A 19580-nucleotide genomic window follows, 5' to 3' on the forward strand; every position below is an offset into this window, starting at 1 on the left:
CGGGGGCTTCTTGTCTTGCTGATCGGTTTACTGCGCGATGGTTTTCACCGACACGCCGCGTTCGATCGGGGTGGAGCGACCGTAGATGTCCTCGAAGCGCTCGATATCGTCTTCGCCCAGGTACGAGCCGGACTGCACTTCGATGATTTCCAGCGGGATCTTGCCCGGGTTGCGCAGGCGATGGACCGAGGCGATCGGGATGTAGGTCGACTGGTTTTCGCAGAGCAGGAACACGTTTTCATCGCAGGTCACTTCAGCGGTGCCGCTGACCACGATCCAGTGTTCGGCGCGGTGGTGGTGCATCTGCAGCGACAGGCACGCGCCCGGTTTGACCGAGATGTGCTTGACCTGGAAGCGTCCGCCCATGTCCACCGAGTCATACGAGCCCCACGGACGATAGACCTCGCAGTGGTTCTGGGTTTCGCTGCGGCCCTGCTCGTTAAGGGTGGCGACCATCTGCTTGACACCCTGAACCTTGTCCTTGTGCGCGATCATCATCGCGTCTTTGGTTTCGACCACGACGATGTTTTCCAGACCGATCACCGACACCAGTTTGCCGTTGCCGTGGATCATGCAGTTCTTGCTGTCCTGGATGACCACATCGCCCTTGCTGACGTTGCCGTTGGCATCCTTCTCGTTGACTTCCCACAGCGACGACCAGCAACCGACATCGCTCCAGCCGGCGCTGAGCGGCACGACGCAGGCGCGCTGGGTTTTTTCCATCACCGAGTAGTCGATGGAGTTGTCCGGGCAGCAGGCGAAAGTGGCTTCGTCGAAGGTGATGGTGTCGTTGTCCTGCTCGCTGCGTTCGAGGGTCAGCAGGCAGGTGTCGTAGATGTCCGGATCGTGCTTTTTCAGCTCTTCGAGGAAGCGACTGGCGCGGAACAGGAACATGCCGCTGTTCCAGAAATAGCCGCCGGATTGCACGTACTCGGTGGCACGTTTGACGTCAGGCTTTTCGACGAAGTGCGAGACACGGCTGACGCCTTCGGGCAGTAGCGAATCGGCGGTGGATTTGATGTAACCGTAGCCGGTTTCCGGTTTGGTAGCCGGCACGCCGAACAGCACCATCTCGCCGTTTTCGGCGGCGACGGTGGCCAGGGCGAGCGCGCGTTGCAGGGCTTTCTGATCTTCCAGCACATGGTCGGCCGGAAGTACCAGCATCAGCTCATCGCGACCTTCATTGACCAGCATCATCGCGGTCAGCGCCACGGCCGGTGCGGTGTTACGGCCGAACGGTTCCATGAGGATGCGCTGGCAGTCGAGGTTACGGTTGGCCAACTGCTCGTTGACGATGAAGCGGTGATCCTTGTTGCAGACCACGATCGGGGTGTCCATGCCTTCGAACACCAGGCGCTCCAGGGTTTGCTGGAACAGCGTGTGTTCGCCGGTCAGGGCGAGGAATTGCTTGGGAAACTGCTTGCGCGAAAGCGGCCAAAGACGTGAACCGCTACCACCTGACAAGATCACCGGAATCATATTGTTTACTCCATAAAATCGATTGGTTAGAGGCACGAACGCTGTGTCGTTTCACTCTTGTTTTTGTCTCGTATCCGAACTGACAATCCGATCAAGGTGGGAGGGGGCTTGCTCCCGAAGGCGGTGTATCAGTCGACATATCTGTTGAATGTCGCACCGCTTTCGCGAGCAAGCCCGCTCCCACAGGGAATAGGCGTCAGTCAGAAAAAATAATTAGCGGGTCGATACCGGGCGTTTCACCCAGACTGGCGACAGGCTGCTGCCGGAACCGGTGACGTACAGCACTGCGGCTTCACCACGCTCCAGGGCGACCGGTTTCACGTCGCCGACTTTCTTGTCGCCTTCGTACAGCGCCAGGCTGACTTTCACCGGGTTGATTTCACGTTCGCCACGGCCCTTGGCGGCGACGTTCGGCACCACGTCGGTCTTGCCGTCGGCGGTCTTCAGGGTCAGCGGCTTGTCGCTGAGGTTCTGCACGCGCACCAGAGATTTCTGCTTGTTCTTGAACGGCGGTTCTTCAATCAGTTGCGGCGCGCCGGAAGCGTTGTTGACCAGGGTGTAGTAGTGGTCGCCGGCGAGTTTGACCGGCAGGGTCTGGCTGCCGACCTTGGCGCTGTAATCACCGCCCGGCATGAAGCTGAAGTCGCTGCTGGCCAGCGGCGCGACCTCGCTCAGGTTGGTGCTGCCGACGGTGGCGCTGACTTCAGCGTTGCTGGCGTTGTAGACACGGACGAAGGTCGAGCCTTTCGGTGCGGTCGGGCCGTAGAGCGCGGCGTCGCCACCGGCAAAGGCAGGCACGGAAAGCACGCTGAGGCCAGCAACCAGAGCGAAGCTTTTAGCGAGACGACGAGGAGTAGTAGTGAAAGTCATGGTGTACCTCTCTTTCAGTTTTGCGCCCGATCGGGCGTCTCGGATTTAGTGTTTACAGCTACGTTTTGTTGGCGCGCGCCGGCTTGTTTAAGCTCTGCGACCCACTGCGGGTCGGCGTCGCCGATTTCGTTGTTCACAGGCAGATATCGTTCAGGAAACTCCCAGATCAGCACCTGCGGCGGGCTGTTCTTGAAGTCATCGCTTTTCAGGTAGCTGAGCATCGGCAGAATCGGGCCGTGGCCGTCTTCGGCGTAGCTCACCACGTCGCTGTGCAGCGCTTGTTTCAGCGCACCGACGAAATTCCAGTTGGGGTTGGCGCTGTAACTGGTACCGACCAGTGCCACCGGCACTTCATTGCTGGCGAACAGCGCGTCGTCACCGGCAGGCTGCTCGCCGGCCGCGACGGTGTTGCGCTTTTGCAGCGGCTCTTGCGCTGGCATCAGGTTTTCGAACAGCGGGTCCAGCGGCAGGAACAGACGCAGGTCGCCTTTGTGCGTGACCTTCTCGGCAGGCGTGGTGACGAAGCGTTGCGGCTCGCCGCTGAGCGGAAACTTGTCGGCGATGGTTTTGGCCAGGGTGTTGGCGGCGATTTCTGCGCCTTCCGGGGTCCAGTGAGTGTCGGTGCGCAGGAACACTTGCTGACCGTTCTGCTTGGCCTGTTGCAGTGGCTTGAGCAGGTCAGGGGCGAGGATCTTGTCGGCCGCCACGCGGTGGTGGAAATCCTGATAAAGGTTGGCGTGAATGCTCGCCGGTTTCACATCACCGAGGTGTTCCGGGTACAGGCGAACTTTGGCCGGCACGATCGCCATCACCAGTTTCACGCCTTTCTCTTTCAGGGTCTGGCGCACGCCTTCGACGAGCGCGTAGTTTCCTTGCAGGTTCAGCTCTTCGTTGACGATCGGGTTGAATTCCTCATCGCTGTACAGCCACTGATCGCGACCGAGCACCACGCCCGGACGACCTTCGTTGAACAATTTGAAATCCAGCGCGGCCCAGAGATTGGTGCCCAGACGCTTGATCGGAAATTCATCGTCGTAGTGAGTTTCCACAGCCTTGGTCCAGCGGCCGTTGAGCACCGTCGCATCGGCGTTGGTGCTGAAGCCGAAGAAGCTGCGAACCGACCACAGACCGAGTACCAACAGGGTCACCAGGAACAGGGCGATGTAGAAAATGCGTAATGAGCGGGTCATGTCAGATCCCTCAGAACTGGAAGTAAAGGAACGGCGAGAAGCTTTGCGCCGAGAGTTTGAGAATCGAGGCGATGAACAGCAGCAGGATCAAGCCGCGCATCACATAGCGCGACCAGTCCGCCGTCCAGTAGGCCGGCTGCACCTGGGCTTCGACGCCGACGGTGTAGCCAGGCTCGTGGATGCTCGCCGGGTTTTCGCCAGGCGCTGCTTTGATCATGCCCGGGGTCGCTGTGGCAGGGCCGTTGGCCTCGACGTTGACCGCAGGTTTGGTCTTGGCCGGCGGCTGGTTGGTGTAGAGATCACGCAGACCGAAGAAGGCCAGCGTCACGTACGCCACCACCAGCGTCGCCACTTGCAGGCCGGTGAGGCTGGCCTGATTGAGTTCCGACAGCGACCAGTCGCTGAAGCTGAACATCGCGCCGTACATGCGCCCGGCAACGTGCAGGTTCTCGGCACGGAAGATCACCCAGCCCATGACCACGAGCAGGAAAGTCAGCGCCCAGCGGATCGGATTGAGGCTGCGCGGCGAAGTGTTCAGGCCCAGCGCTTTTTCAATCGCCAGCCACATGCCGTGCCACGCACCCCAGACGATGTAGGTGATGTTCGCGCCGTGCCACAGACCACCGAGGAGCATGGTCAGGAACAGGTTGCGATAGGTCATCAGCGTGCCTTTACGGTTACCGCCGAGGGTGATGTACAGATAGTCACGCAGCCAGGTCGACAGGCTGATGTGCCAGCGGCGCCAGAACTCGGTGATCGACTGGCTGATGTATGGCTGCTTGAAGTTTTCCATGAAACGGAAACCCATCATCAAGCCCAGACCAATGGCCATGTCGCTGTAGCCGGAGAAGTCGAAATACAGCTGTGCGGTGTACGCCAGTGCGCCGAGCCAGGCGTCGCCCGTGGTCGGGTTTTGCAGGGCGAAGCAATGGTCGGCGACCACCGCGAGGGTGTCGGCGATAAAGACTTTTTTGATGAAACCCTGCATGAACCGCGTGCAGCCCTCGGAGAATTTGTCGAGGGTGTGCGTGCGGTTGTTGAACTGGTCGGCAAGGTCACGAAAACGCAGAACCGGGCCGGCAATCAAGTGCGGGAAGATCGCCACGAACGCCGCGAAGTCGATCAGGTTGCGGGTGGCCGGGGTGTCACCGCGATACACGTCGATGATGTAGCTGATCGACTCGAAGATGTAGAACGAGATACCGATCGGCAGCAGCACGTGGGTGAGGATGAACGGCTCAAGACCCACCGACGTCATCATGGCGTTGATGCTGTCGACGCCGAAGTTGGCGTACTTGAAGTAGCCGAGGATGCACAGGTCGACCGCCACGCCGAGCAACAGCCAGCGCTGCGCCGGTTTGGTGCGCACGCCGGCAGCACCGACCTTGAGGCCGATCCAGTAGTTCCACAGCGTGACCGCAGCGAACAGCGCGAGGAAGTCCACACGCCACCAGGCATAGAACACGTAGCTGGCGATCAGCAGCAGCAGGTTGCGATAGCGTTGCCCGCTCAGGTAGTACAAGCCGAGAAAGATCGGCAAGAACAGAAACAGGAACACGTTGGATGAAAATACCATCCCGATCTCTCCATGTTTGAACCAACAGTCAAGGGCCAAAGCCCCCCCAAACCCCCCGCTGAAAACTGGAGAGCTACGATCGTTCCCACGTCGAGGCGTCGAACCGTCTGCGTGGGAATGCCTCAATGGACGCTCTGCGTCCGCTTCGGCATGGGACGCGGAGCGTCCNNAGAGCGTGGGAACGATCAGCGGTCAGTGTCAGGAACCCTTGTTGCCCTTTTCATGGGTCGGGTCGTAGACCTTGGTCAGGTCGCCGCCGAGGCGGAAGGTCTTGAACGGTTGCATGCCGCGCTTCTTCTCGATCACATCCGGCGAACAGGTGTAGAGCGTGCAAAACGGTTCGAGCCAAGCGAATTTCATGTCCTCTTTCAAATCGGTCATGTCCTGTTCCTTGCCGTTCTTCTTCTCGAAGTCCTCGGGATCTTTCACCCCGGCCAGCACCCGGTCACCCAGGCGTTTCAGCGCGCCGTTGTTTTCCTGACGCAGATCGACACCGTTAACCTGGGCGAAACTGGCAATCATCGCCAGCGGCGGCAGGGCGTAGTTGTGATAGGCGAGGGCGCGTTGCTGGCGCTTGAGTTCGTTCGGCAGATAGCCGTCGGCGTCGACCTGATTGACCCCGACCTTGTATTCCTTCACCGCCCAGTCAAACAGGTCGCGGCGGTTGGTTGCGACCGACGTTGCCATCACCGACCACGCCGCCCAGTACGAGTGGTTGTTGGTTTTTTCCAACGGCAGGTTGTCCCAGTCGCTGACCACCTGATCGGCCATTTTGCTGAACCACGCTTCGATCAACTGAGCTTCCTGTTGATGCTGCGCCAGCGGATGCGAGTCGGAAAATTTCAGGCGAATGTACGAAGAGGCCATGCTGCCCAGCGCCCATTTGCGCATCGACTTGCCGGTGTGGTTGAAGTCTTTCGACATCAACGCATCGGCCTTGGCCCACGCGGTCAACCAGTTCAGCGTGCAATCCAGTTGTTCCGGACGACCGTCGCGCATGAATTGCATCACCCGTTTGGCGGTGCCGCGTTCCAGCGTGGTGATGTCTTTGGTGGTGTCGCGAAAGGCTTTTTCCGACTGCACGTTCAGCGTCGCGCGGGCCTTGTCCGAGCCTTCGTATTTGCTGCGAAATTGCAGCGGCCCGGTGTAGGGCGCCGGCATCGCATCGCAGCCCTCGCTCTTGTCACCGGTCTTGAATTTATCCACAGGCGCAAAGTAGCCCTGAGGGGGACGCAGCGGCGCGGCGGCCTGCGCGGTGCCGGCGAAGATCGCCAGCCCGAGCAGCGTCGGCGCCAAGAGAGTTTTCAGTTTCGGATTTCGCATAGCAGACCTCATTGCCCGACCTGAGCGGTTTGTGGCCCAGCGCCCGGGAATACGTTGCGTTTGCAGATTTTCGCTTCGACTTTCTGTGGTGCGGTGCCCGCTTCCGGGCCCTGGACTTCGACCGCCAGCAGGTTTTGCGAGGCCCAGTCTTCGTCCGTGCGCAACTCAAAGGCGAAACGACCGTCGGTGTCGGAGGTTTCCGGTTTCTCGATCTTGATGTCCTCGTGGCGACCGTTCATGTACCAGAGGGTGGCTTGCAGGGTTTTCACCGAGGTATCGGCGAAGCGGATGTCGACCTGATGGCTGCTGTTCTGCAGGTTCAGGTTCTTGCTGTTGACCAGCAGTTCTTGTTTGCTGCCCGGCTTGAGCGTGGTACTGGCGGACATTTGTGCGTCTTTGCCTTCGCAGCCGTTGTCGAGCAGGGACATCATCTGGCGATAGATGGTCTCCTGGTCGAGGCGGTACAGCGGCGAGAATTCCCAGATGAGAATCTTCGGTGGCGTCTTCTGGAATTCGTCGCTGCCCAGGTACTGCAACATCGAACCTTCCAGACCGCCGCCGGGGAAGGCGACGTTGAGGATGTCGGCGCCGATGGCTTCTTCAAGGAACCCGGCGAAGTTGTAGTTCTTGCCGCTGTGGGAAGTACCGACGAGGGTGATTTGCGGGTTGCCGGAATCGCCGAACAGGTCGCCATCACCGGCTTCGCCTTTCGGCTCGGTGGTGAACTGGTCCATGTACTGGATCGCGTAACTGGTGCCGCACAGTTGCCCGGCCATGTTGTGCAGGGTGCCGGTCTTGCCCATGCGCCCCGAGCGTTTGGTTTCGAACTCACGCTTGGGAATGTCGGCGAAGGCCGGGATCTGCTTGACCTTCTCGGCGACGATTTTCGCCGTGCGCTGCGCACCGTATGGCGTCCAGTGCTGGTCACCGCGGAAGTAGAAATCGTGGGCGGGCAGGGTGTCCGGCAGCGATTCGTTGGTCAGCGGCGACAGGTCTGGCACCACGTAACCCATCTTGGCGAAACGGCCGAGCATGGTCTTGTAGTTGCCCAGCGCTTTCTCGTAATCGAACGCGGCTTTTTCCGCCGGATTGAGCTTGTTGCGGTTCACCAGGCCACGGGTTGGCTGGTAGACGATCACCAGTTCGACGCCTTTGGCCTTGAACGCATCGTGCAGCTGTTGCAGGCGTTTGTAACCGGCCGGGGTGGTGTTGAACTCGGTGCGCAAATCTTCCTGAGTCCGGAACAGCCAGTCGCCTTGCGCCTGCACCAGGGTGGTGAAGTTCTGCTGATAACGCGTGGTGTAGTTCTTCGCGTCATGGGCAGCCGGGCACAGGTTGCAGCACGGTTCGGCGCTGAACTTCGGCGGCGTGGCCCCCGCCGCTTCATCGGCGCGGGCGCCGTTGCTGGCCGCGAGAATGCCCACGGTCAGGGCCGACAGGCTGAGTAATCTGATCAAGTGTGGGTGCATAAAATTATCCTCAGTCCTGCATTTCGGTCTGGCGTTCGACAGGGTCGATCAGCACGGCTTTCTGCTGGCGCACCAACAGGTCGAGAATTTCATCCTGGCGCTCGCCGAGGATGCCGTTGAAGCTGATGCCACTGGATTTGGTCGGCGCCAGCATCGACACGCGATACAGCTCGACGCTCAACGGCGAATCGATCGACAGCGGGCCGCTGCCATTGGCCGCCAATTCACCGCCGACGACGATCAGCGACACCTGCGCATCGAACGGGTCGAGCTTGATGTCACGGTCGGTGTCGGTCAGGTCCTTGATGTGGCCGTAGACGCCGGTCAAACCGTTGGCCATGGCGACGTTTTCGTAGAGGCGGATGTTCACGCTGTTACGAATGCGGATGCCGTGGCGCTTGTTGCTGATGACCTTGTTGCCCCACAGCAGGTTGTCGGCGGACTCGTAGAGGGTGATGCCGTCGGTGTGGTTCTTGTAGATCTCGTTGTAGGCAATGATGTTGTTGACGCTGTTACGGTCGATCACCAGCCCCGAGAGGTGGTTGTCGTAGCTTTTGTTGTTGAAGATGAAGCTGTCGTTCACTTCACGGGAAATGATGATCCCGTGCTTCTTCTTCGTGCCGTGCACAGTGTTCTCGGCAATGATCAGACCGTGGGAACGGTCATGCGGGTCGATGCCGTAGACGATGTTGTCTTTGTAGGTGTTGCCCTTGACCACGAAGTCGCGGGTCTCGTAGCAGTAGAAGCCGTACCACATGTCCGAGAACTCGGAACCGACGATCCAGCCTGTCGGCTCAGGACGCTTGAGCACCTTGGCCATGTTCGGCGTGTACTGGGAAATACTCACGCCGTACGACTTACTGTTGGCGTAACCGAAACTGGCCATCTTGCTGTTGACGATGTAGGTCTCGGTGCCGCCCCAGGCCAGCAGGAACGGACGAAATTCCTTTGGCGAACGGAAGGTCGCCGGGCCATTTTCCTTCTCGCGCCAGCCAGTGATTTTGGTATCACGCACGAACAACTGACCGTCGTTGACCAGGAACGAACCGGCCTCCTGGGACAGGCGCAACTCCTGGGTCTGGCCGTCGATTTCGAGGATGCCTTTACGGCCAACCACGATCGGCAATTTCGACAGATAAACGCCCGGCGAGGTCTCGCTGAAATACTGCTTGGGCAGTTTCTGCGCCAGATCCTTGAGGTTCATGTAGCCGTCGTCGACGAAGATCGCCTGTGGTATGCCGTGCTGACGCACCACCCATTCGGCCATCTTGTTGTCGCCGCCGATGAAGTCCTTCAGCGCGTCTTCCTGCATCATCCGGCGCACGCTGATCTTGCCCGGTTTGCTGCGGACGATCTTTGCGGCGGCGGCTTCGGCGGTGAAGCCGGAAAGGTCAGGCAGTTTCGGCTTGGCCAGTTCCAGCGCCTCGGTCGGCGCGCTGCTGACGGTGTAGGTCTTGGCCTGTTGCAGTTCTTTGGCCACGGTCGCCGGTTTGCCCGGTTGCGGGGCGACCGGTTCCACGCTGGCGAAGGCGCCAGCGCTGGCCAGCAGCATTGCGCCGGCCAGCAGGCTGAGTGAGCCTATCCTGGTGCTGATCATGTCGGGCACTCCCTTGGCGGTTTGCATCAGAAGCGCCAGATCACGTCGATGAACGCGCGGTGCATGTACGAATCAACCTGCTTGCCGTAGGCGTCGCCCGGCTTGAACACACCGCCACGGAAACGTACGAGGGCCGAAGGCTCGTCGATCGACTGGCTCAACGCCGCCGGCAACAGGCCTTGCTTGAAGTACTTGGTGACGACCAGGTCCATCTCCTGACCCAGATCCTTGTTGCCGTCTTCAAGCGGTAGCGAGGTGCTTGAGAGGATCGCGCCAGTGGCGTCATCGGTGTTGTTTTCCACGGCGTTGATGCCGTTGCTGCCCACCGGCTTGTTGCCGTCGACACGCCAGAACTTGTGGTAGATCAGGCTGGCGTCGTACTCGTCGTTGACCATCCAGGAACCGAACAGGGTCGCGGTCTGCATGTTGTTCATTTCGCCACGGAACGCTTCGCCGAAACGGTGAACGCGTGAGCGAGTACCGGTGTAGTTGGAGCGGTTGCTCTCCAGACCGTTCTGCTCGTAATCGGCGCTGGCGCGGGCATACGCACCGCCGACTTGCCATTGCGGATCGAGGCGCAGGCGCACACCGATGTCGGTGGCCCAGCCGTTGACGTCTTCGCTGCGCTTGGCTTGCGCCGGGCGCGTGCCATCGGCGTTCAAGGCGTTGACCGTATCGCGGTCGCCGCTCATACCGGTGATGCTGCCCCAGTAGTTGACGGTGTTGGTGTTGCGCCAGTTGTAGGCGTCGCTGTCGGCGGTCAGGCCGAGCCAGCTGATGTCGCCGTTCTGGGTTTTATCCAGCGAGTCGCGGGGGACGCCCGGTTCGGCGTAATCGAGTTTGCCGTCATCGTGGGTGTGGTGACCGCGAATCCCGACCCATTGCCCCGGCGTCCACTGGTAGGCGGCATCGGCGTAGGCGTGCAGACGATCCTTGTCTTTCGGCGCCAGCTCTTTCAGGTCGGTACGGTATTCGCTGAAGCGTTCGGCAACACCGGCGTTGGCGCGCAACAGGGTGGTGTCGAAGGTCCAGTTCAGCGCTTCGATGTTGGTGTCGCGCCACTGGCCGTCATCATTGCGCAGGCGTTGGCGACCGAACTTGAGAATCTCGCCCGGGTAAGGCGTGAAGCCGCTGTAGCCGACCCAGAATTCGCGCATCGCCAGGTAGTTTTTCTTGGTTTCGCGATCACCGCTGTCGGTGGTTTGCGCACCGTCGGATTGTTGCAGGGTGTCGGTTTCGATGATGTCGGTCGAGGTCACGGCCTGGCCCATGGCGTAGGCGCTCCACGCGCCGCTTTCGCCGTAGATCCATGGACGCAGGTCGAGGCCGACACCATTGACGTCGCCGCCCTTGGCGGTGCCGAGGTCACGGTCGTCTTCGGACTGGCCGGTGACTTTGACTTCGAGGCCGAAGTTCTTGGTTTCAGTCATCGCGGCCAGTGTCGGGCAAGACCAGATCAGCGCGAAAGTGAGGCCAATGCCGGCCTTCACGAATGGGTTCAACTTCATAATTTTTCCTCGCCGTCTTCTTCTTGCAGGGCGTGCAGTTGCAGCGTGTTCTGGTTCAGAGCGCCACGGCTGGCTTGCTCCTGTTGCAGCAGACGCTGGGCTTCGGCCAGACGCTCGGGAGGCAATTGCGCCGCGAGGGTGGTCGCCAGCTCATCGGCTTGCGGAGTGTTTTGCGCCTTGGCCAGTTGGCTGAACACGTAGGCGTTGAGTGGATCGGGTTTGGTGCCCTTGCCTTGGGAAAACAGTTGGGCGATGGCGAAATCGGCACTGTTCTGGCCATTGCGTGCAGCGGTCAGCAGATGGTCGAGAGCCTTCTGCGGATAGACCTTGCCGAGGTAGCCACGACGGTAGATCTGGCCGAGGTAGTAGTCAGCAGCGACTTCGCGGCCAACGGCTTTCTGGAAATGTGCTTCGGCGACTTTGGCGTCGGCCGGAACCAGTTTGCCTTCGTAGTAGAGCTTGCCCAGCAACAGCTCGGCGCGCGGCTGATCGGCGGCGCGGCCGTTGTCCAGGTACTTCATCATCTGGTCGACATCGCCCAGTTCGGGATAGTCATAAAGCAATTGCGCGAGGGTCACCCACGAGGCCGGATAGCCCGGTGCGATCGGCTCCAGCAGCGACTGCGCGGTTTTCTCGTCGGTCTTGCCCAGGGTCGAATCGGCCAGCACTCGGGCGACGGAATCGACGCGCTGCGCGGTGACAGCGCCACGGCTGTAGCCAGCCTGCATCTGCTTGATCAGCTCGGCCTGTTGCTCCGGCTGGGCACGTTTCTGATAGACCGTGGCCAGTTCGACGTAGCAGATGTCGGTGGTGTTGAGCGCGGCTTTGCAGATTTTTTCCACGTCATCCAGATGCTGGTCGTACGTGCCCTGAGTGCGATACAGCAGCACCTGCGCCAGACCCGCTTCCGGGTAACCGGATTTACGCCACTGATCGATCTGCTGCTGGGCGTTGATGTTCGGGAAGCTGTGCGGGTATTGCAGGTACAGCATCGCCAGCGGGATCAACGTGTTGCCTTCGCCATTGGCGGCGGCTTTTTTCAGCAGGCTTTCGGCTTCGTGGTGCTCGGCCTCGGTTGAACCGGGCTTGGCCACCAGCAGGCGACCAAGGCGCGCCTGGGCACGCGGCGAAACACTGGCGGCGGCGCGATAAGTCGCTTCGGCCTGTTTCATTTGCTCGGGGTCGCGGCTGTCGACCTGGATATCGGCGAGACCGACTTGCGCTTCGCTGTAACCCAGATCGGCAAGTTGCTGATAATTCTGCGCGGCGGTAGCGGTATCGCCACGCTTGAGCGCTTCGTTGGCCAGGCGTTGATCGGGCAGGCCGGCGCAACCGGCCAGGGCGATTGCCATGGCCAGAGTCAGCGGAACCGGCAGGATTCTGATAGGGCTCGTCACAGGCATGTCCTCGACTTAAAGACCGGCAGCCATGGCTTTGTCGATCAGCCAGTTCAGGTTCGGGCCACGGTCGCTGTTCACTTCCACCGGGCGGCCGGCGAAGCTGCTGTCGAGCGGCTCGTCAGGCTTGATCTGCACGCGGATGTCGGAGGACAGGTCTTCGCTTTTCAGGCTGGTGCTGCTGACGATCTTGCCGGTGCGGGTCTTGTCTTCGCCGGCGATCTGGAAGCTCACCGGAGTACCCGGACGCACGTCGCCGAACTGGCGATACGAGAAGCGCGCATCAACGTTGGCCAAGGTGTTGCGTGGCACCAGTTGGAAGATCACATCGCCCTTGCTCGCGTACTGACCGTCAGCCACCAGTTGCTGGGCCACGGTGCAATCGCACGGCGAGGTCAGGGTGCCGGTCATTTGCTTGCCGAACAGTTCTTCAACCTTGGCCGGGGACAGTTGATCTTCTTCCAGATGGCCCTTGAGCACGTCGAGCATGCTGGTGCTGAAGGTCGCCAGTGGCGCGCCTTTGGCCGCCACGCCGTCGGACTTGATCAGGCTCTGCACGGTGCCGTCACGCGGCATGGTGATGTTCATCCCCGGCACGCTGACCAGACCGGCCTGGGCATGGCTGACGAAGTACATGCTGTACACCGATTTGAAAATGAAGCCCGCTGCGACCAGGCCGACCGCGAAAATACCGGCGCTGAACGTCACGGCTTTCAAACGGCCGAACGGGGTCATGCCGGACCCGCCGTCCTTGACCTTGCGTGCCTTGGTAAAGTTGTCGCGCTGCAGCGTCGCCAGCACTTCGCCGATGCTGACGATGTCGCCGGCCAGGTGAGAAGTGATCAGGTGGCGCAGGGTGGAAATGTCTTGCTGCTCAAGGTTCTGGAACTGGCAACCGACGCGGCCGGTCGGGCGGTCGTAGGAGCGCACTTGCAGTTCTACGTCCATGGCCAGGCCGAGGTTGTCGATGACGAATTGCAGACGCGCCTTGTACACCTCGCCGACGGTCAGCGGCAGTTGCCCGGCGTTGAACGCCAGACCGCCGGCGGACAGGTCGATGACCCGCGCTTCAACCGGTGTCCGGTCGGGACCGAAGAAGCGTAGTTTGGCCGGAATTTTCACGCGGGCGTGCTGGCGCTGGGCTTCGGATTCATGCACTACGTTGACGTTGACGGCGGTATTCATAGGGGCGATTTCCTTGTTAATTCAATAGGGGCGGGTCAGACCATCATCAGCAGCACGGCGACAAAAATGCTGCCGGCGGAGAAGGTCATGGTCCGAGACGACCAGGTGTTGAACCAACGTTGAAAGCTGGCGAGATCACGGGTCAGGGAAGTGGGTTGGCGGGTCCAGGATTGTTGGTCGAGGCGGAAGAACACGTAGATCTTCACCAGCGCGCCGACGATCTGGTTGTAATAGAGAATCGCTGGGTAAGCCGGGCCGATGCGGTGACCGGAGCACGACAACAGCAGGGTCAGAATCAGGCGAGTGATACCGATCCACAGCAGGTAAACGAGGATGAACGCGGTGCCGTATTTGAAGCTGGCGATGATCGCCACGGTCAGGCCGAGCAGCGACGTCCACATCGATACACGCTGATCGAACAGCACCACCGAGGTGAAGGCGCCGAGGCGTTTCACACCCAGGCCCAGCGCTCGCGAGTTCTGCCGCAGGTTATTGCCGTACCAGCGGAACATCAGTTTGCGGCTGGCCTTGATGAAGCTCTTTTCCGGCGGGTGTTCAACGGTGTTGATCGCCGCGTCAGGCACGTAGAAGGTGTCGTAACCCAGGCGCATCAGGCTGAACCAGCTCGACTTGTCGTCGCCGGTCAAAAATTTGAAACGCCCCAGACGCCAGTGTTGCAGCGAGTCGCTTTCGACGTCGGCGATGAATTCCGGGTTGGTGACCACGGTGGCGCGGAACACCGACATGCGCCCGGTCATGGTCAGCACGCGCTTGGACAGGGCCATCGAGCACATGTTGATGTGGCGCTGGGCGAAACGCAGCTTGTGCCATTCGCTCATGATGTAGCCGCCGCGCACTTCGCAGAACTCGTTGGTGGTCAGGCCGCCGACGTTGCCGAACAGCTGGAACCACGGCACGGTCTTGCGCACGGTGCCTTCGCCGAGCACGGTGTCGCCATCGATCACAGCGACCACGGCGCGGTCGTCCGGCAGGTGGCGGGAGATCGCACGGAAGCCATAAGCCAGGCCGTCGCGCTTGCCGGTACCGGGAATGCGCACGAAGTCGAGCTTCACGCGTTCTGGTGGATTCATCCGCGCCCACAGCGCCTTGACCAGCAGCTCATCGGACATTTCGACGATGGAGCAGACCACGGTGGTCGGCAGTTCGCAGTCGATGGCTTCGCGGATCACCGAGCTGTAGACCTGCGCGGTGGTCAACGCGTCGATGCGAAAACTGGTGACCATCAGAAACACATGCGACGGGTCCGCCGCTTTACCCAGCTTGCGAACCTTGCGGCGCAGGTGCGGGTAGACGATGTAGAGGAAAATCATGCCGCGCACAAAGTGCGTGGCGCCCATCGAGTAGCGCCAGATACCCACGGCGCCAATCAGGAAAATGAAGTCCTTCGACTCGGAGTCGAACGTGGACGTGGGCAGCATCAGGGCCAGGCCCATCAGCAGGCTCAGAAACAAAAGCCAGCCGGCGGATTGCAGAAAAAAATGTTTGAGCTTGGACATGACCGTCATCCGAAGGTGATGGAAACTTCAAGCCGCTTCATCAGCGGCTTGAAGCTCGAGGCTTGCTGTCGGGTTACCAGCAGATCCCTTCGGTGCGAGTGCCGGCATCGGTGGCTTTAGCCATGAAACCGACCAGGTCGATGACCTGTTTGCCATGCGGTGCTTGCTGGGCCAGCGCACGGAATTTCTCGTCGCGGTTGCCGAGGATGATCACGTCGGAGTTGTCGATCACCGAATCGAAGTCCGCGTTGAGCAGGGACGACACGTGGGGGATCTTCGACTCGATGTAGTCCTTGTTCGCGCCGTGAACCCGGGCGTACTCGACGTTGCTGTCGTAGATGCTCAGGTCGTAACCCTTGCCGATCAGCATCTCGGCCAGTTCTACCAGCGGGCTTTCGCGCAGGTCGTCGGTGCCGGCCTTGAAGCTCAGACCGAGCAGGGCGACTTTGCGTTTGTCGTGGCTTTCAACGATGTCGAAAGCGTTCTGCACTTGCGATTCGTTGCTGCGCATCAGCGAGTTGAGCAGCGGCGCTTCGACGTCCAGGGAACCGGCGCGGTAGGTCAGGGCACGTACGTCTTTTGGCAGGCAAGAGCCGCCGAAAGCAAAGCCCGGGCGCATGTAGTACTGGGACAGGTTGAGGGTCTTGTCCTGGCAGACCACTTCCATCACTTCACGGCCATCGACGCCGACCGCTTTGGCGATGTTGCCGATCTCGTTGGCGAAGGTCACTTTGGTCGCGTGCCAGACGTTGCAGGTGTACTTGATCATCTCGGCGACGGCGATGTCCTTGCGGATGATCGGCGCGTCGAGTTCTTCGTACAGCGATTGCAGAACGTCGCCCGAAGCCTTGTCGAACTCGCCGATGACGGTCATCGGTGGCAGATCGTAGTCGGCGATGGCGGTGGATTCACGCAGGAACTCAGGGTTGACCGCAACACCGAAGTCGACGCCGGCCTTCTTGCCCGAGCAGTCTTCGAGGATCGGGATCACCACGTTGGCAACGGTGCCCGGCAATACGGTGCTGCGCACGACGATGGTGTGGCGGGTGGTTTTCTCACGCAGAACAAAACCGATCTCGCGGCACACGGCCTCGATGTAGTTCAGTTCCAGGTCGCCGTTCTTCTTGCTCGGCGTACCGACGCAGATCATCGACAGGTCGGTGTCGCGAATCGCCTCGGCGAAGTTGGTCGTGCCACGCAGACGACCGGTCTGGATACCCTGTTGCAGAAGTTCGCCCAGGCCCGGTTCGACAATGGGGGATTTGCCAGCGTTGATCATGTCGATCTTGTCTTTGGCAACATCGACGCCAACCACGTCATGGCCCCGTGCAGACAGGCAACCGGCACACACTGCGCCAACGTAACCCAAACCAAATATGCTGATGCGCATCGCAATTACCTCTGTATATATCAGGCCTTAGAAGGCCGGAGTTAATGGTGTTCAGCGGTCACTAGTGCACTCGAAAGTGCGGCTTACAGGCGCCGCAATACCGTGTGCAGGCATAAAAAGTTCCGAGTGTCTAAATAAGTGCACTCAAGATGTGCGCAACTAGGCCTTGTAGTTATGACGTGCCCTGTTATGCAGCCGATCTTCTGTTCGGAAGACTCTAGTGCAATCGTCTTGTGCGCTCGATGTCGGGGGAGAGGCCCGTAGATCAAGCGGTCTGGTGCTCAGGCGAGCACGTTTATAGGGGCGCGGCCTTGGCCTTGTAGGGGATATTAATGGTGCGTATCTCCTGTCCTTCGTTAATTGTTCAGCGTCGGGAACTATCTAGGCAAGTTGCTGTGACAACTTGGTTACATGGTTCTCTGTGCTGCGTAAGTTATCTCGTACAAACTCGCTGAGAATCGTTACCGGTGGTATGAGCTATGCATTTGGACATAGTTCCTGTCCGCTCATCGCGAAATCTGAAATTTCTTGAAATATTGTCGAAGATGGCACTGGTCGCAAATTGATAGCACTTTCCGTTTCGCCCTTTATATATAGGCGATCAATCACGTTAGATAGTTTTGTGCCACTACCGCGAAAAAATTTAGGTGCCACTACTGAAAAAAATGATCAGTGTCGAGTGAAACTAATCTTAGAAAAGACAGGGATGAATTTCTGGCGCCATTAAAATGGCGAAATGTGGCGAGGGATTTTTGACATCGTGCGAGCTGCACGACTCTTTATAGAAAGAGTCGTGCAATGGGCATGCTTTATTCGGGGGCGTGGTCGCGCAGAAACACCAGATTATCCGGTTTCGATTGTTCGGCGCTGTAGCGATAACCCTGCACATCAAACTGTTTGAGCCGGGCTGGATCGTTGATTTTTTCCTGGATCACGAAACGGCTCATCAGGCCACGGGCCTTTTTCGCGTAGAAGCTGATGATTTTGTACTGGCCGTTCTTCTGATCCTTGAACTCGGTGTTGATGATCCGTGCGTTCAGGGAGGTGCGTTTGACCGCCGAGAAATATTCGTTGGACGCCAGGTTGAGCAGCACGTCGTCGCCCTGATCGGCCAGCGCTTCGTTCAGCCATTCGCTGATGCGCGTGCCCCAGAAGGCATACAAGTCCTTGCCACGGGCATTGGCCAGTTTGGTTCCCATCTCCAGACGATACGGTTGCATCAGGTCCAGCGGGCGCAGCAGGCCATAGAGGCCGGAGAGCATGCGCAGGTGTTTTTGCGCGTAATCGAAGTTCGCTTCGCTGAAGGACTGCGCGTCGAGACCGGTGTAGACGTCACCCTTGAATGCGAGCAGTGCCTGCTTGGCGTTCTCCGGTGTGAACGCAGGCGTCCAGCTGCCAAACCGTGCGGCGTTGAGCCCGCCGATCTTGTCGGAGACGTGCATCAGCTCGCTGATTTGCGCCGGGGTCAGTTCGCGCAGTTGCTGGATCAGCTCCTGGGAGTGGTCGAGGTATTGCGGCTGGGTGAAGCGCTGGGTCGCCGGCGGTGTTTCGTAATCGAGGGTCTTGGCGGGGGAAATCACCATCAGCATGAAGTCGTCTCCTTTAATCGTGGGGGCGATTCTAGGGGGTTGGGGCGGTTGACTCCAGCTATGGGGGTTATAGGTATGGGTAAGCTTCGGCATTTGCGACGGCTGGTGGATTTTTCCCTCACCCCAGCCCTCTCCCGGAGGGAGAGGGAGCCGATCTCATTGATTTCAAAATTTGAGTGCGACTCGATAGTTCAGATTGGCGGATATCGAAAGCGATACTCGGTCAGCTCCCTCTCCCCCCGGGAGAGGGCTGGGGTGAGGGCAGCGTCCGTGAATCTTGCACATCAGCTATAGTGCCGCGCGGGTTTTGTTATGGAGACATCCCTTTTGCGCATTGTTCTTTTATTCACCGCGTGGCTGTTGAGCTTCGGTGCCGTGGCGGCGCCGGGCGATGTGGCGACACTGGATCGCAGTACCTGGCCGGAGCAACTGACCAATCCGACCCTGTTCGACGTGGCGTCGAGGGCGGAAATCCTCATGTTCGCCCGGAGCCTGCTCGGCACCGAGTCGATGGACGAGGCCGCGCTGGCCCAGCGTCTGGGGCTGCGCACGGTCAATATCGATGCGATCAACAGCCTGCGCCAGCGCCTCTGGCAACGTCTGCTGACCAACTACAACTTCGCCCAGCAGAGCTGCGATCAGGACGCCTCGTTCTGCTTCCTCGTCGAAGACCTGCCGACCCTGCGCGAGCAGGCCGCCAAGTTTGTGGTCAGCGACGACAGCTATTACACCAAGTGGGCCGAGCCGAGCCGGATCTTCCATCTGCAGTACCTCGACGAACTGCTGCGCAAGGCTGCGTTGTTCCCGCAGACCAGCAGCGAAGTCGATCGTTTCGGCGACTACGAGCGTAATGGCGATGACATGCACGACCGGCTGTTTCTGCTGACCTTCGACAGCGCCGCCAACGTGCAACCGGACAATACCGACTGGCTGACCGAATACCTGCGCAAGTCCAACATGAGCGGCACCTTTTTCATGCTCGGCAAGGATATCCAGGCACGGCTGGCTGACCGCTCGGTGAGCAGCCTGCAAGCAGCGTTTTCGCAACAGTGCGTCGGCGTGCAGGGTTGGGAGTTCCGCTCCCACAGCCATTGGCAGGACTGGCAGGATTCGGTGCGCCGCAGCGCTGATCTTGTGAAGAACAAACTGCCGGAAAACTACGTGCCGCTGTTCCGCCCGCCGGAAGGCCAGCGCCGCAGTGATGCCCAAGGCTTCTTCAACACACAAGGTCTGCAAGTGGCGCTGTGGGACATCGATGCCCAGGACGGTGCCGGCAAGCTCAAGGGTGCGCAGAGCGGGCAACGGGTGCTGACCCTGATGCTGCTGTGGCGTCACGGGGTGATCAATTTCAACATGAAACAGGATGCGGTAAAGACGTCGTTGCCGTGGCTGATCACGCAAACTGCGCAAAGCGGTATCGGTTGGGAAGACTGTCAGGACGCGTTTCGCTGAGAAACACAGAAAGCCCGGAAACATTGGGCTTGGGGCGA

14 protein-coding genes are annotated in these 19580 nt (G+C 59.8%); 1 reads left to right on the plus strand and 13 read right to left on the minus strand.

What is annotated here, in order from left to right; all coding sequences use genetic code 11:
- Positions 1-27 precede the first annotated feature (27 nt).
- The 13 genes from F2P67_RS00845 to yaaA all read right to left on the minus strand — a co-directional run bounded on the left by F2P67_RS00845 (position 28) and on the right by yaaA (position 18090).
- Positions 28-1479, minus strand: coding sequence for a mannose-1-phosphate guanylyltransferase/mannose-6-phosphate isomerase (locus tag F2P67_RS00845; protein ID WP_166216126.1), 1452 nt, complete (start codon positions 1477-1479; stop codon positions 28-30).
- 213 nt (positions 1480-1692) lie between these two features.
- Positions 1693-2349, minus strand: a complete 657-nt coding sequence (locus F2P67_RS00850) for an alginate O-acetyltransferase AlgF (protein ID WP_166216128.1) — start codon at positions 2347-2349, stop codon at positions 1693-1695.
- 14 nt (positions 2350-2363) lie between these two features.
- A complete protein-coding gene (locus F2P67_RS00855) occupies positions 2364-3539 on the minus strand; it encodes an alginate O-acetyltransferase (RefSeq protein ID WP_166216130.1) in 1176 nt (391 codons plus the stop codon).
- Positions 3540-3549: 10 nt separating this feature from the next.
- Positions 3550-5115 carry an MBOAT family O-acyltransferase gene (locus tag F2P67_RS00860; protein WP_166216175.1) on the minus strand — a complete coding sequence of 522 codons (1566 nt, stop codon included), beginning with the start codon at positions 5113-5115 and terminating at the stop codon, positions 3550-3552.
- 198 nt (positions 5116-5313) lie between these two features.
- Positions 5314-6438, minus strand: a complete 1125-nt coding sequence (locus F2P67_RS00865) for a mannuronate-specific alginate lyase (protein WP_166216178.1) — start codon at positions 6436-6438, stop codon at positions 5314-5316.
- 8 nt (positions 6439-6446) lie between these two features.
- Entirely contained in the window at positions 6447-7907 is a 1461-nt protein-coding gene (locus F2P67_RS00870) for an alginate O-acetyltransferase (RefSeq protein WP_166216180.1), read from the minus strand.
- A gap of 10 nt (positions 7908-7917) precedes the next feature.
- Entirely contained in the window at positions 7918-9504 is a 1587-nt protein-coding gene (gene algG, locus F2P67_RS00875) for a mannuronan 5-epimerase AlgG (protein ID WP_166216183.1), read from the minus strand.
- 26 nt (positions 9505-9530) lie between these two features.
- Positions 9531-11012, minus strand: coding sequence for an alginate export family protein (locus F2P67_RS00880; protein WP_166216185.1), 1482 nt, complete (start codon positions 11010-11012; stop codon positions 9531-9533).
- On the minus strand, positions 11009-12415 hold the full coding sequence (algK, locus tag F2P67_RS00885; protein ID WP_166216188.1) for an alginate biosynthesis TPR repeat lipoprotein AlgK: 1407 nt from the start codon (positions 12413-12415) through the stop codon (positions 11009-11011). Before algK ends, F2P67_RS00880 begins: the two co-directional genes overlap by 4 nt.
- A 9-nt stretch (positions 12416-12424) precedes the next feature.
- Entirely contained in the window at positions 12425-13594 is a 1170-nt protein-coding gene (locus F2P67_RS00890) for an alginate biosynthesis protein Alg44 (RefSeq protein WP_166216191.1), read from the minus strand.
- Positions 13595-13629: 35 nt separating this feature from the next.
- On the minus strand, positions 13630-15111 hold the full coding sequence (alg8, locus tag F2P67_RS00895; RefSeq protein ID WP_166216194.1) for a mannuronan synthase: 1482 nt from the start codon (positions 15109-15111) through the stop codon (positions 13630-13632).
- Positions 15112-15184: 73 nt separating this feature from the next.
- Positions 15185-16501, minus strand: coding sequence for a nucleotide sugar dehydrogenase (locus tag F2P67_RS00900; RefSeq protein ID WP_008087506.1), 1317 nt, complete (start codon positions 16499-16501; stop codon positions 15185-15187).
- Positions 16502-17310: 809 nt separating this feature from the next.
- A complete protein-coding gene (gene yaaA, locus F2P67_RS00905) occupies positions 17311-18090 on the minus strand; it encodes a peroxide stress protein YaaA (RefSeq protein ID WP_166216197.1) in 780 nt (259 codons plus the stop codon).
- A 312-nt stretch (positions 18091-18402) separates the two neighbouring features.
- Here yaaA and F2P67_RS00910 point away from each other — a divergent pair, with 312 nt between their 5' ends.
- Positions 18403-19542 carry a polysaccharide deacetylase family protein gene (locus F2P67_RS00910; RefSeq protein ID WP_425511007.1) on the plus strand — a complete coding sequence of 380 codons (1140 nt, stop codon included), beginning with the start codon at positions 18403-18405 and terminating at the stop codon, positions 19540-19542.
- Positions 19543-19580: the final 38 nt, after the last annotated feature.

Origin of the sequence: Pseudomonas atagonensis (assembly GCF_011369485.1) — a bacterium.
In the GTDB taxonomy this organism is placed as follows: Bacteria; Pseudomonadota; Gammaproteobacteria; order Pseudomonadales; family Pseudomonadaceae; genus Aquipseudomonas; species Aquipseudomonas atagonensis.